Genomic DNA, 13,074 nt, shown 5'->3' on the forward strand with positions numbered 1-13,074 from the left:
TATTTTAACAGGTTTTTAACTGATTTTGAATCGCTGGGTCAAAGGATAAATTAATAATGATGATAAAACGTACAAGTTGAGTAATCCATATAGAGGATACAAGTACTCAATTAATGTAGAAAAACCAAAAGACGTAAAGGGAAGCATGAGAGCGACGACGGCAAAAGCTACAATCCAGAGCGGCTGTTTCCAATAGCTGCGAAAACGGGTGACGAGCCCTAACGTGCCTGAAGCCGCCGTTGTGAAAATGGCGATCCACATCATTATGGACATGAACACCATCATTCCATAAGGATAATGCTGGAGAATTGCAAATAACGGAATTTCATAGACAAGAATTTCATCAGATATTTGAATCAAACTATTATTGTATAAAAAGGACACCACGCCTAAGATTAAGCCGCTTCCTACGCTTGCGACCCACACTTCTTTCCTGCTCGTCATCCGGTTCCCGATTGCTCCAAGCACAGCGATCAGCGGCAGGACATTCAAGGCTGTAAATGGAAAGGCAGCCTTCCAATTATCCGTTTCTGTGACGTGACTGAACAAGGAAAGGTTCTGATCGGAGATGAACACAATCAATATGAACAGCAGCCCTGTGATCAACAACGGTAAAACAAGGCTGTTCACCGTAACGATCCCTTTTATATCCCAGACAAATAGTAAAATGAGCGGGATGGCGATCGCCAATACACCGAGCCTGTAAGAAAGGTGGAACGCCTCCCACGTCGCCCCGCTTCCGGCCAGCATAACGACCGTAGTCGTAAATAGATAAATGATGATCATCCAATCATAGACCCCCGTCAAATGCTTGCCAACTATCGTGCGCAGGACAGATAAATAATCCCCTGACTGCTGCTTAAAGCTGATACTCATGATCGATAAGCAGCATATGATAAACATCACCGTAAATAACAGGATCGCCAAACTGCTGTCATGTCCAAAGAACTGCCATAATTCTCTTCCTGAAGCGTAGCCAGCACCAATCATCGTACCTACAATTAAGAACATCCATTTTATCCCTGAAACCAAGGGAATCGCTCCTCGCCCTATGTATTTGTCACGTATAGAAACTCGTCCACTCTTATATACTGTTACTAATATGTATGTGGAGGAGAAGCTATGAATAGGAAGGACATGTTTTCAAAAGATGAGCAGCGGTTTCATACGGATGATCCCCTTATGAGCGAACAATTGAGCGAATGTCTCAACCAATGGCTCCCTAACCAAAAAGATGTCATTGTCATTTGTATAGGTACAGATCGTTCAACAGGGGACGCGCTGGGTCCATTAGTCGGTTCGATGCTGCGCGACCAGCCCTTGAAAACCATCCACGTATACGGAACATTAGAAGAACCTGTCCACGCTCTGAATTTACACGATACCATTAAAGCGATTAACCGACTGCACCCAAAGCCCCTGGTGTTAGCTATTGACGCTTGCCTTGGGAAAAAATCGTCGATAGGATCAGTCGTTCTCGGCCAAGGATCTTTAAGTCCCGGGGCAGCCTTAAAAAAGGACCTCCCGGATGTTGGGGATTATCATATTAGCGGAATGGTGAACGTGGGTGGTTTTATGGAATATGTCGTCCTGCAGAATACGAGACTCCATATCGTTATGAGCATGGCTGCCAAAATCGCAGCCGCCCTGCGCCTGACAGAAACAAAAAGGTTGAACGAGCGTGAAGCCCAGGAGCCCTATAGAAATTTCTTAGCCGCCACGAAAAAACAGCAACGATAACATCGCTGCTGTTTCTTGTTTCCCTGAACCTTTCTTAAAACCATTGAGCAACATAAACGACCACCCCTACCATCAGTAATGCTGGAAGCAAGTTAGCGACACGGATTCGCGTAATCTTCAACAAGTTGAGCCCGAGAGCTACAATTAACAGACCGCCTGTAGCCGTCATTTCTACAATGAAAAAATCAAGCATGTCTTGAGGAACCCAGCGGTTAATTTGAGTCGCCAGTAAAGCGATCGAACCTTCATAAAGGACGACAGGAATAACAGAAAACAATACGCCGATGCCTAAGGTGGAAGTGAGGACCAGCGCCACAAACCCATCGATGACAGCTTTAGTAATCAGGATTTCATGATCGTTCCTCAATCCGCCGTCCAGTGCTCCAATGACAGACATTGCGCCTATAACAAACATGAGAGATGCTGTGATAAACCCTTGGGCAATGGTAGAATTTCGTTCCGGTTTAACAAACTTTCCTTCAATCCAGCGTCCTATGTATTCCAGTCTTTCTTCTAAATGCAGGAGCTCGCCAAGGATGGCGCCACTTAAAATACTGAGCAGCACAATGACGATATTATCTGTTTCTAAAGCCATTTGAATCCCTATCAGCAGCACGGCGAGGCCTACGCCGCTCATGACGGTTTCCTTGAACCTCTCGGGAATTCTTGTGAAAATCAGTCCAAGCAACGTACCAATTACGATACAGATGCCATTTACAATTGTACCTAATAAAACCATGACGACCTCTCCTATTCCTTCCACTCCAGTAAAAAGACCCGGTCAGCACCTGCCAGGTCTCTTAGGTCTTATTTATGATCCATCCAGCCTAAAATCCGTTCAAGGTCTTCGTCATCGAAAAATTCGATTTCGATTTTCCCTTTTTTCTTTCCTTTATGAATGGTTACGTCTGTCCCGAGCCGTTCTTTAAGCGTCGCTTCCCTTTCTTTGAGGAAGATATCTTTTTCCGCGGCAGGTTTTTTCCTTTTCGGTTTCCGTTCATTATAATCCAATATCAGCTTTTCCACTTGTCTTACATTTAATTGATCCCTTTCAATTATTTGCAGGACTGCAGGGAGCTGACCTTTATCCTTCAAACCTAAGATCGCCCGTCCATGACCCATCGATAACGTTCCTTCATTGATCTTCCTCATCACTTCCGGTGAGAGATTGAGGAGTCTCACTAAGTTCGCAATATGGGATCTGCTTTTTCCGAGACGCTGAGAAAGCTCTTCCTGAGTGACTCCGAGTTCCTTGATGAGGTTCTGATAAGCTTGAGCTTCTTCTATAGGCGTGAGGTTTTCACGCTGAAGGTTTTCCAGCAAAGCGACCTCCATCATTTCATTATCCGACATCTGCCGGATAATGACCGGGATGTACTCCAATCCTGCCTGGGATGCCGCACGGAACCGTCGTTCTCCTGCTACGATTTCATAGCCTTTAATGCTTTTACGAACAATCAACGGCTGCAGGACCCCATGCTCTTTGATCGACTGGGCCAGCTCTTCGATTGCGGACGCCGTAAAATGTTTTCGAGGTTGATAAGGATTGGGCCTGCATTCCTGCACCTTCACTTCTTCAAGCTCTTCGGCATCTCTTGCATGAGAGTCGGTAAAAATTGAATCGAGCCCTTTACCTAACCCTTTCGCCATTTGTCACCACTTCCTTCGCTAGATCTAAATAAACTTCTGCACCTCGTGACTTCGCATCATATAAAATAATCGGCTTCCCATGACTAGGTGCTTCGCTTAAACGGACATTACGAGGAATGATAGATTGATAGACCCTCTCCTGAAAATACTTTTTCACCTCTTCGATGACTTGCATCCCTAAGTTCGTCCGGGCGTCCAGCATCGTCAGTAACACCCCTTCAATCATCAGTTCCTTATTCAAATGCTTTTGCACAATCCGAATCGTATTCAACAATTGACTCAAACCTTCTAAAGCATAGTACTCACATTGAACAGGGATCAAAACAGAATCTGAGGCCGTCAATGAGTTGATGGTCAATAACCCAAGAGAAGGCGGGCAGTCGATGATCACATAATCATAGCTGTCCTTCACTTCATCAATTGCCTTCTTAAGCCGGACTTCCCTTGAAATTGTAGGAACAAGCTCTATTTCGGCTCCGGCCAATTGGATGGTTGCCGGGATGGCATCTAAGTTCTCTACCAATGTGGACGTGCGCACATCCTCAGCACTTACACTATCTATTAATACATCATAAATGCATTGGTTGATGGAACCTTTCTCTACACCTACTCCACTCGTCGCATTACCTTGCGGGTCAATGTCCACGAGCAGTACTTTATGATTCAAGTAAGCTAGGCATGCACTTAAATTCACAGCGGTTGTGGTTTTCCCTACACCCCCTTTTTGGTTGGCAATGGAAATCACTTTACCCATGCTGTCACCTGCCTTTTTAACATCCTGTATTTTTAAAAACACCCATCTCATGTCGTCTTAAGATGGGTGAACGAGTTGAAGCTATTGTTTTTTCTTCGGTATTCTGATCGTGAATTGATAATAATCTTCATGATCTTCTTCATTCGTTTCTAAATCGACACCCGTATCGGTCACCATATCAAGAGATTGACGAATCGTGTTCATGGCGATTCTCATATCTTTGTTTACGCCTTTTAATGTCGCCTTTTTCTTCTTAGGTGTCGAATCGTTCATTTTATTGATTCGTTCTTCCGTCTGCTTCACATTGAGCTGTTTATCAATGATTTCGTGAAGCAGCTTCTCCTGGCGCTCTGCATCTCGAAGAGCAATCAGAGCTCTTGCGTGGCGTTCGGTAATTTCTTTGTTCATCACGGCCTGCTGGACTGATTGAGGAAGTTTGAGCAGCCGTAATTTATTAGCCACGGTCGATTGACTCTTCCCTAAACGCTGAGCCAGCGCCTCCTGCGTCAATTCGTGAATCTCAAGCAATCTAGCATAAGCTGTCGCTTCTTCAATCACCGTCAATTCTTCACGCTGAAGATTTTCGATAAGAGCGACAGATGCAGTCTGGGCATCGTCCATATCGCGGATGATCGCAGAAATGTACTCCCATCCGAGCGTCTGGACGGCACGCCATCTGCGTTCCCCTGCGATTATTTCAAATTGCTCTTCATTTAATCTACGTAAGACAATCGGTTGAATCATCCCATGTGTGTGTAGCGTCTGGGCAAGTTCACTGATTTTTTCATCGTTAAATATAGATCTTGGCTGATATCGGTTCGGCTGAATGCTATCAACAGGAACCTGGATAACCTCATCGGACGTATATTCTTCTTCGATCTCCTTTTCAGGATGATCATTATTTTCAGGATCCGACTTGTCCCCCAGACCGAACAAACGGCTAAAAGGATGTAACACGATCACACACCACCTTTTTACGATCAATCAAGCACACGAATTATTTTGTTCCACGTGAAACATAATCTTTATATCCAATAGAAAAAAACGCCGCAGGCTATCATGCTGCTGCGCGTACGTATGCCTTTTAACTCTAAATCTATTTTATCATATTTTGACTATCAAAAGTATTAAGTGAACCGAATATTTGAAAGATCGCTCCTTCAACAGCTGATTTATGCAGGAAATTCATAGCTCATTATGCATGTAGGAAATATTATGACATGTTTCGACTTTACGTCTAAACTCCCTGACCTGAAAGGATGGTTTCATTATTTCCACTTGGAGAAATGGGGTATTGGAAATGACTCGCTTTCCGCAGGGAAGACGGCAAGCCATTTCAAAGACCCCATTGCCACGAAGGGAGGAATGAAATCATCTTCAGCTCTCCATCCTTCCCTCCGTTCATAACATTCTTAAACAGATCGGAGACAAATTTCTTTCTAATCTATAAAGAATCTACATATTCTTTGGCTTCTAATAAGGAATAGCCGAATTCCTGGCGGGCGCGTTTTACGGCCTGGACATCTTTTCCTTCACGGACTAATCTTCGAAGCTCTTCGTTTATGGGGGGTTCTGGGAGGTCTACTTGCTCGCTTAACTGTCTCACCGTTTGGTCCAGCCGCTTCACTTTTTTCTCTAACTCCTGTGTTTTTGCAATAAAGAATATAGCGATCAAAGCTAATAGGCTGATGGCTACTATATTCATACGTTTCCTCCTCCACTTATTTCAGATGATCCAATGGCTTTTGATAGCAAATTGGTCTAATGCTTGTTTTCAGTCGTATCCAGCAGGTCGACTTCCACATAATCTGCGCTGTCCCACTTCGTATACTTCTCTAAGTGCCATTTATTTAATAAGCGGGGATAGTCATGCTTTTCCATCCACTGCTGTAAAAATTCGTAGGCGGGGACGATTTGCTCGTTGTTACCTGCGATAGGTAAAGATGCATAGGTCTGAGCAGGAATTGTAAGGGAAACCATTCCTTCAGGGATTTTCTCCAACGTGTGAACAGGAAATCCTACCCAATATCCCTCTTCCTCCGCGGTCTCTTCATCAACTACAAAAGCCCCGAATTGCTCAAGAGGGGAAACCAAATGTCCAATTTCATTTTTCCGACGGTCAAGTTCAGCAGAGGCCTTCGGTATTTCGTGTATGTAATGGGAGCCTTTGCATTGGACTCTGAACCCGACGATTGTCATTTCGGCTAATTGTTTAATTCCAGGTTTTTCATATTTCATCAGCACTCACACACCATAAGCAGATTGCCGTCTGGGTCTCTAAAGGTAAACCAATGATCATTTTCAATCTTAGAAACGATATCGACGTCTTTTTGCTGCATATACTCATAAGCTGCCTTAATATCAGTCGTATTAAAGTGAAAAGCAGGAATTTTATAAATGGCTTCTTCTTTAAAAATTTTGCTGTCTAACACAATCCCTGTTCCTTGCATCGGTAGAATATAAAGGTGGCCCGCTGTAATTTCTTCATCATTTGGAACGCCAAGCAAATCACAATACCAATCCCGGGCCTGCTCAATGTTTTTAACCGGGATGAATGTCGTGCCGATCTGATTCAAAATGGGTTGCATCGTGTCATCTCCCTTTACTTTTCATCCGACTGCCCTTGCTTTAGGACCTTCACTCGTTCGCTCAGGCGATTCACTTCTTCCGAGAGGTCCTTCTCTCGTTTTTTCCGGTCAGATACTCGCTGTTTAATAATGAAAAAGCCGGAGAGGAGAAGGATGATCCAAAAGAGGACGTAGATTACTATTATGATTACAAAGTCCAAGAAATCCTCCTCTCCTTAAAAAATGGAAGGTTTTATAGCTTTTTACTCATGACCGTACGGTTATCGGAAAAGCCCAGCTTTTCATATAATTCTTTCGCATAATTGCCCGCATAGACGACGAGCCTGACAGAATTCATTCCTTGAAGCTTCAGTTCGGTCATCGCATTCTCCATGAGCGACTTTGCGATACCCCGGCCACGGTACTCCTGCATGACGAACAAATCATAAATAAAACCGATATCTTCTCCGGTGAAACTGTCTTTTTGCTGGCCATATAGAACCCAGCCGATAATGGTCTCTCCATCTTTTGCGATCTGGATTTGACCATCTTCATCTAGCACGTCCTGCATCATTTTCGAAGCCTGGTCTCTCCCTATCTGATAGAACCCGCGGGAGCCTTCTTGTAAAGATTCCCCGATATGAGGAAGAACTCCTTTAATTTCTTGCAAAGTTGCGTGTGTTATATTCATAGACGATTTTCTCCTTGTAAAAGTTTCTCTGCTGTTATCTACTCCCCATTGTAGACATTTCTCCGCTTTTTTTAAAAGGAATATCAAACAATCCTCACATTTTCCTCACAAAAACACGGGACAACGAGGGGTGTAAATAAAAGACGGAGGCCGCTGTCGCAACGATTCCGCCGAGCAGGATCGTATAAGTCGTGCTGAACCACTCGGCAATTAATCCAGCAAGCAGAGCGGCAGCCGGCATAGACACCCAGCTGATCAAACGGCTCGTCGCCTGGACTCTCCCTAATAATCTTTGAGGTGTCAGCTTCTGCCGGACCGTTACGATACAAGGGCTTTGAACGGAAGCGGCAAACGTTCCCGCCGCATTCATCATCATCAATCCTGAAAAAGAGGAAGTCATGCTGAATCCGATAATTGATAATCCACCGAATGACGAAGCCGTGAATAATATCCGCTGGTAGCTCCACCTTTTTCGTAAAGCCGGGGTGATCAGTGCGCCGATTATAGCAGCTCCCCCTCCGACAGAAAGCAGGACGCCAATTTCTGATGCCGTCAGTTCGACCGTCCCCTTTAAATGAAAAACCATCATCGTCAGAAAAAGAGTCGTCCCAAATATCGACACCATCATAGCCAAATTCGTATATAGAATTGGTTTTATCTGATAGACATAGACGAAGCCCTCTTTCACATCCTGCCATAATCTCTGTTTGCTTTCTCTTATGTTTGTATGTATTAATGGTAACGTTTTCACTGCTATCCACGCCAGGAAAAAACTTAAACTGTTGATCAATAATGCGTAACCAGGATGATACAAGCTTACGATCAGCCCGCCAGCCGCCGGTCCTAGCATAACGGCGGTCTGGAAAAGTCCAGTATTTATGGAATTTGCTCTTTCTAAATCGATTTCCCGGACTAAGGATGGAATCGAAGCGAACTGCGACGTATTATACAGCTGGGTAAAAAACCCCATCACTAATGCCGAGCCGAACAATTGCCAGAGCATCAATTGGTCGATGATAAACAGTCCTCCGACCAGCCCCGCGGTAACTCCTCGCACAGCATCACAATAAAGAAGGATCCGCTTACGGTCCAATCGGTCTACGGCTGCCCCAAGGAGAGGCTGCAAAAGAATCGGAAGTCGCTCTAAAAAAGCGATAACCCCCATGGCCAGGGGAGATCCGGTTAATGCAAAAACGATGAGAGGTAAAGCAAGTAAATAAATCTGGTCTCCAAAAAAGGAAATCACATTTCCTCCAATAAAACGGAAAGCAGGGTAATTCTTTTTCCATTCCGATGGGCGCTGAACATCCTGGTGCCGGGCGTTTGTTATCATTTCCGGCCTAAGAACTGTTCAAGTTCTGCCCCCATCATATCGATCGTCTGCTTTTTCAGTCGATACGTGGAATGGCTCGACTCTACAATCCTCGCTGCCTTCAGCATTTTCAGGTGGTGATGGATCGTCGATTTCCCCATTTCCAGAAGGCCGGTAAGCTCTTGAAGCGTCCTCTCCTGCTCAAATAAGTATTTGATGATCTTCAATCTTACTTCATCACCCAGTGCCTTGTATTTCTGTACGACAAATTGATCCGGGGTATAAGGGTCATTTGAATGTAAGCTGTCGTTTGAGACGGGATAATAAAATACTTTCGTTCCCTCTAAGTCAGCTTCTACGTTCCACGGTCTGTACGTCATGTGAGGAATTAACAAAACTCGATAGACACTAGGTTCCGCCGGGTACTGGATACCGCCTGTCGCCCATTCGATAAAAGCTTCCGGCTCCATATTAGCGAGCATTTTTTCTTTTGCACGATGATCCCGTTCTAAAACAGCGGTCTGTTCCTCAGGCTGAATGACCGCTTCATACCATTCGTTCATGACCGTCTGTAGATGGGTTTTAAGCTTTATCGGGTCAGTACTTGAAATAAAGCTGATATATTCAGCGAAAAAGGGATGATCCTCTACCTCTTTTTTTAAATAATGGATGGACTGATCCTGTCCTTTAGAGGCTTCCGCACGCTTCTCTTGAAATGATTCTCCTAAGTAAGGAAGACAGATGAATTTAAGCTGTTCCTCTGGTAAATGGTCAATAAAATCTGTGAATTGCTGAAGGGTTTGGAAGGATTCCTGGTGTAAGAGCTGAAGAAGGGATTTCCACGTATTATTTTTTTCTACCGTGGCGAGCTCCTGCCTTAATGCCGGGCTGAAACTGCCTGTCGGCCAGTCCTTTTTCTCAAGGGTGTCAAGCAGGGGCTTATTCGTTATGGCAGCGATGCCAAGCGCACATTCGAATAGGATAGAATGCTCGATCGTGACATGATACGTTTCTCGTCTCTTATAATTTGACTGAATAACGTTCATAGTACCACTCCTCCACATGTATTTCTTTATATTCTATAATATTAGAATGTAAAATTCAATTTTATTAGAACAAATTAAACGATACATATTTTCTACGACTAGTGGAACAATGAGAGCACTAATCAAAAGAAGAGGCGGGAGCATATGGAAGCTAATTATTCAGGCTATCAAGCCGGGGATATCGTATACGTCATCTACCGAAACCCCCACACATACAACGTTGCGAACATACAAGAAGCGGCAGTCGTTCACCATCCCGAACACGCAGGACAACTCGCTTTATTTTTATACGAAACTTATTTCCCACTGGATTCCGATATTGCTGTGTACACTTCGCAAGCAGAAGCTGAAATGGCTTATGAGCAAAGTTTCGGTTCCACTCATGAGGAGGGACTGGAGTGGTAAAACCCTTTGTACCCCAGCTCGTTTATATTGAACCACGCGCACTTGAATATCCTTTAGGAAAAGAATTAAAAAACAAGTTCGAAAAAATGAATATTGAAATACGGGAAACGACCTCCCATAACCAAGTAAGAAACTTACCAGGAGACAATGACTTTCAAAAATATCGTGTGGCGAAATCGACATTAGTCGTAGGTATTCGGAAAACGCTGAAATTCGATACATCCAAGCCTTCTGCCGAATATGCGATTCCTTTTGCTACTGGGTGTATGGGCCACTGCCATTACTGTTACTTGCAGACGACTATGGGGAGCAAACCGTATATCCGCACGTACGTCAATGTCGATGAAATCTTTGATTCGGCTGAACAGTACATGAAAGAGAGAGCGCCAGAAGAAACCCGCTTTGAAGCTTCGTGTACATCGGATATTGTGGGTGTCGATCATTTAACTCATACGCTGAAACATGCGATTGAATACTTCGGCAAATCTGATCATGGACGCCTTCGCTTCGTTACCAAATTCGCACATGTCGATCACTTACTGGATGCTGAACATAAGGGGCGGACGAGGTTCCGATTCAGTTTAAACGCGGATTATGTTATTAAATATCTCGAGCCGGGAACGTCCCGTCTTGATGAAAGAATCGAAGCGGCCGCTAAAGTCGCAGAAGCCGGATACCCGCTTGGCTTCATCATCGCTCCGATTTATCTGTACGAAGATTGGAAGGAAGGATATAGAATTCTGTTTGAAAAGCTGGAAGACAAATTGCCTGCGTACGCGACGAAAGACTTGACGTTTGAACTCATTCAACATCGATTTACACAACCGGCCAAGCGTACCATCCAAAAAAACTATCCTATGACAAAGCTTGAGATGGATGAAGAAAAACGGCAGTACAAGTGGGGACGTTACGGAATAGGGAAGTATGTGTACAAAAAAGATGAGCAGCAGGATATGAAAGATACTCTCGGCGGATACATTGAAAAGCATTTTCCTGAAGCGACATTAGAATATTTCACATAAAAAGCAGCCAGAAGGGATCCTCTGGCTGCTTTTTGCTTATAATATTTAGTTTACCGGTCCTTTAGCTACGGTAGGATCATTGATGTCATCATCGTCATCTTTACTTGTTGTGGACGGGCTAGTAGTGGCTGCTGCTTCATCCTCTGCAGATTCGGTCAGCTCATCTTTCGCTTCTTTCACTTTATCGCCAACATCCTTCAATTCTTCTCCTGCGTCTTTAGCCGTAGAAACAATATCTTGAGATTCTTCTTTTACTTCCTGGGCCTTTTCTGCAATGTCTTTTCCTTGAGTATCCAAAATTTCCTGAATTTTATTAAGAGCCTCTTTCGTAATGGAAGCTGTTTTTTGAATACGATCCACAAGGTCGTTTTTTGCACCTGACGGATCAGCTTTCACGTCTGAAACATATTGGCTCACAGAGTTTTTAGTAGAAGCTGAGGTTTCTTTCAAACGAGTACGAGCATTATCATTCTTCGCCAGGACAAGGATTCCTCCGACTAGAGCTCCTACTGTAATGGCAAGAGAAAGTTTTCCTTTTTGTGATTCCGTTTGTTGACTTCGTTGGTTCAGTTGTTCGTTTGGCATGATGGTTCCCCTTTCGATTCTTTTAGTAAAGAATCATTAGATTTTAATTTCGCGTAACTGCATCTTTCCTGGCTTCTGATTTCAGCGCCTGTTTTTTTACTTGGATCTTTTCATACCTTTGTCTTCCTGTTTCATTCAAATGATCCATTTTCTCCTGGTACTTATTCTTCACATACTCTTTAGAGGTTTTACGTATGGAAGGATCGTCCGGTGCTGCTTTAGAACGAAGCAGGGCACCTCCTATAAACCCCAAAAATAGAGCGACTCCCGTACTGAGAGGCTGGGACTGTTTACGTTCTTTCACCGTTTCACTCATGATGTTTTGCCCGCAGCAGCAGCTTCTTTAAGGGCTTTACGTTTTTGCGTGAGGTAGTATCCTAAAGCCACTGCGCCGTATAGACCACTAACGTCTCTTTCTTTCACTTTCGTTTCGCCTGTTGAAGTATTCTGTTTCATTGATTTCGTTACATCAACAAGAGAAGACGTCAGCTTACGTGAAGACTCCCCTATATCTCCTACCATGTAAAATAGAGGACTGAGCGCTTTGATCTTTTCGTTCACATCCGCTAAAGTGTCGTTACTCGTATGAAGAACATCTGTGGTTTGGGACATGACCCCGTCCAGCTGATCTGGAAGCTTCTCAACTGTACGATCCACACCTTTTAATACATTAGCCAAATTGTTAAGCGTCTTTATAAGAAAAATTGAAACAATGGCAAATACGATGCCAATGATTAATACACCAATTCCTAGATAATCCATAGTTTTAACCTCTTTTCTTTTTAAATTGATTACTTCGTATCGTGGTTGGGTGCGCGACCCTCGAAAGTCTGTTTTCTTAATTTGTATTTCGAATACATATTGATTGCCGTATCTCCCCACTTCATGAACTTCGCCAAGTCATCTGAATGCTTTTCTGAAGTCCTGGAGACACTGGCCGACAATTGGTTCATAGACTCACTCATGTTGCCTACGGATGCTCCAACGTTATTTAACGAATTAAAGAGACTATTTAATGATTCACTCTTATGCTGGACATCGTCCGCTAAAGAGTTCGATTTTTGTAATAATAATTCCGATTCTTTTGTAATTCCGTCCATCTTGCTTTCTACACTTTCTAATGTGCCAGCTACATTTTTCATTGTGCTGGAAGCCGCCAATAATACTTTCACTACAAATATAGCTATGAGTGCAAAAGAAACGGCGATAATTAATAAACTAATCGATGTTAAGGACATTCCCATCATTCCTCCTTGTTATGTAAAAGATACCCTAATACAGTACGGCCAAACGTCAAATTTA

Annotated in this window: 19 protein-coding genes; 3 read left to right on the forward strand and 16 right to left on the reverse strand. The window is 43.6% G+C overall.

Annotated elements, in window-relative coordinates:
• Positions 1 to 15: 15 nt before the first annotated feature.
• Positions 16 to 1,011, reverse strand: a complete 996-nt coding sequence (locus O2Q26_RS09315; RefSeq protein WP_289215727.1) for a YkvI family membrane protein — start codon at positions 1,009 to 1,011, stop codon at positions 16 to 18.
• 111 nt (positions 1,012 to 1,122) lie between these two features.
• Here O2Q26_RS09315 and yyaC point away from each other — a divergent pair, with 111 nt between their 5' ends.
• The gene (gene yyaC, locus O2Q26_RS09320; protein ID WP_289215651.1) at positions 1,123 to 1,740 is read left to right on the forward strand and encodes a spore protease YyaC; all 618 of its coding nucleotides are present in this window, start codon (positions 1,123 to 1,125) and stop codon (positions 1,738 to 1,740) included.
• A 34-nt stretch (positions 1,741 to 1,774) separates the two neighbouring features.
• Here the strand turns inward: yyaC and O2Q26_RS09325 are convergent, their stop codons facing one another.
• From O2Q26_RS09325 to O2Q26_RS09375, 11 genes are all read right to left on the reverse strand, one after another.
• Positions 1,775 to 2,479, reverse strand: a complete 705-nt coding sequence (locus tag O2Q26_RS09325) for a DUF554 domain-containing protein (protein ID WP_289215652.1) — start codon at positions 2,477 to 2,479, stop codon at positions 1,775 to 1,777.
• A gap of 68 nt (positions 2,480 to 2,547) precedes the next feature.
• Entirely contained in the window at positions 2,548 to 3,390 is an 843-nt protein-coding gene (locus tag O2Q26_RS09330) for a ParB/RepB/Spo0J family partition protein (protein ID WP_289215653.1), read from the reverse strand.
• The gene (locus tag O2Q26_RS09335; RefSeq protein ID WP_253936176.1) at positions 3,371 to 4,144 is read right to left on the reverse strand and encodes a ParA family protein; all 774 of its coding nucleotides are present in this window, start codon (positions 4,142 to 4,144) and stop codon (positions 3,371 to 3,373) included. The genes O2Q26_RS09330 and O2Q26_RS09335 overlap by 20 nt, the downstream gene beginning before the upstream one ends.
• 81 nt (positions 4,145 to 4,225) lie before the next feature.
• Positions 4,226 to 5,101 (reverse strand): nucleoid occlusion protein, encoded by an 876-nt coding sequence (noc, locus tag O2Q26_RS09340; protein WP_289215654.1) that lies wholly within the window; start codon positions 5,099 to 5,101, stop codon positions 4,226 to 4,228.
• Between the two features lie 487 nt (positions 5,102 to 5,588).
• Positions 5,589 to 5,849, reverse strand: a complete 261-nt coding sequence (locus tag O2Q26_RS09345; protein ID WP_289215655.1) for a hypothetical protein — start codon at positions 5,847 to 5,849, stop codon at positions 5,589 to 5,591.
• Between the two features lie 56 nt (positions 5,850 to 5,905).
• Positions 5,906 to 6,382, reverse strand: coding sequence for a GyrI-like domain-containing protein (locus O2Q26_RS09350; protein ID WP_289215656.1), 477 nt, complete (start codon positions 6,380 to 6,382; stop codon positions 5,906 to 5,908).
• On the reverse strand, positions 6,382 to 6,732 hold the full coding sequence (locus tag O2Q26_RS09355; protein WP_289215657.1) for a VOC family protein: 351 nt from the start codon (positions 6,730 to 6,732) through the stop codon (positions 6,382 to 6,384). Before O2Q26_RS09355 ends, O2Q26_RS09350 begins: the two co-directional genes overlap by 1 nt.
• Before the next feature lie 14 nt (positions 6,733 to 6,746).
• Entirely contained in the window at positions 6,747 to 6,932 is a 186-nt protein-coding gene (locus tag O2Q26_RS09360) for a hypothetical protein (protein WP_289215658.1), read from the reverse strand.
• A 32-nt stretch (positions 6,933 to 6,964) separates the two neighbouring features.
• Positions 6,965 to 7,402: a GNAT family N-acetyltransferase gene (locus O2Q26_RS09365; RefSeq protein ID WP_289215659.1), complete on the reverse strand. Its 438-nt coding sequence runs from the start codon at positions 7,400 to 7,402 to the stop codon at positions 6,965 to 6,967.
• 94 nt (positions 7,403 to 7,496) lie between these two features.
• A complete protein-coding gene (locus O2Q26_RS09370) occupies positions 7,497 to 8,735 on the reverse strand; it encodes an MFS transporter (protein ID WP_289215660.1) in 1,239 nt (412 codons plus the stop codon).
• Entirely contained in the window at positions 8,732 to 9,760 is a 1,029-nt protein-coding gene (locus O2Q26_RS09375) for an ArsR/SmtB family transcription factor (protein ID WP_289215661.1), read from the reverse strand. Before O2Q26_RS09375 ends, O2Q26_RS09370 begins: the two co-directional genes overlap by 4 nt.
• Before the next feature lie 144 nt (positions 9,761 to 9,904).
• On the opposite strand from O2Q26_RS09375, the gene O2Q26_RS09380 reads away from it, so the two are divergent.
• Both O2Q26_RS09380 and splB read left to right on the forward strand, forming a co-directional pair.
• The gene (locus tag O2Q26_RS09380) at positions 9,905 to 10,165 is read left to right on the forward strand and encodes a transcriptional regulator SplA domain-containing protein (protein WP_289215662.1); all 261 of its coding nucleotides are present in this window, start codon (positions 9,905 to 9,907) and stop codon (positions 10,163 to 10,165) included.
• Positions 10,159 to 11,187 (forward strand): spore photoproduct lyase, encoded by a 1,029-nt coding sequence (gene splB, locus O2Q26_RS09385; RefSeq protein ID WP_253936186.1) that lies wholly within the window; start codon positions 10,159 to 10,161, stop codon positions 11,185 to 11,187. Before O2Q26_RS09380 ends, splB begins: the two co-directional genes overlap by 7 nt.
• Before the next feature lie 45 nt (positions 11,188 to 11,232).
• On the opposite strand, the gene O2Q26_RS09390 is transcribed toward splB, so the two are convergent.
• From O2Q26_RS09390 to O2Q26_RS09405, 4 genes are read right to left on the reverse strand one after another with little or no spacing between them, the layout of a single operon-like run.
• Positions 11,233 to 11,772 (reverse strand): YtxH domain-containing protein, encoded by a 540-nt coding sequence (locus O2Q26_RS09390; protein WP_289215663.1) that lies wholly within the window; start codon positions 11,770 to 11,772, stop codon positions 11,233 to 11,235.
• Positions 11,773 to 11,815: 43 nt separating this feature from the next.
• Positions 11,816 to 12,088: a hypothetical protein gene (locus tag O2Q26_RS09395; protein ID WP_289215664.1), complete on the reverse strand. Its 273-nt coding sequence runs from the start codon at positions 12,086 to 12,088 to the stop codon at positions 11,816 to 11,818.
• Complete coding sequence (locus O2Q26_RS09400; protein ID WP_253936189.1) at positions 12,085 to 12,534, reverse strand: DUF948 domain-containing protein; 450 nt, start codon at positions 12,532 to 12,534, stop codon at positions 12,085 to 12,087. The genes O2Q26_RS09395 and O2Q26_RS09400 overlap by 4 nt, the downstream gene beginning before the upstream one ends.
• Positions 12,535 to 12,563: 29 nt before the next feature.
• Positions 12,564 to 13,010: a DUF948 domain-containing protein gene (locus O2Q26_RS09405; RefSeq protein ID WP_289215665.1), complete on the reverse strand. Its 447-nt coding sequence runs from the start codon at positions 13,008 to 13,010 to the stop codon at positions 12,564 to 12,566.
• Positions 13,011 to 13,074 lie beyond the last annotated feature (64 nt).

Source organism: Halobacillus campisalis (assembly GCF_030345335.1).
Classification (GTDB): domain Bacteria; phylum Bacillota; class Bacilli; order Bacillales; family Halobacillaceae; genus Halobacillus_A; species Halobacillus_A campisalis.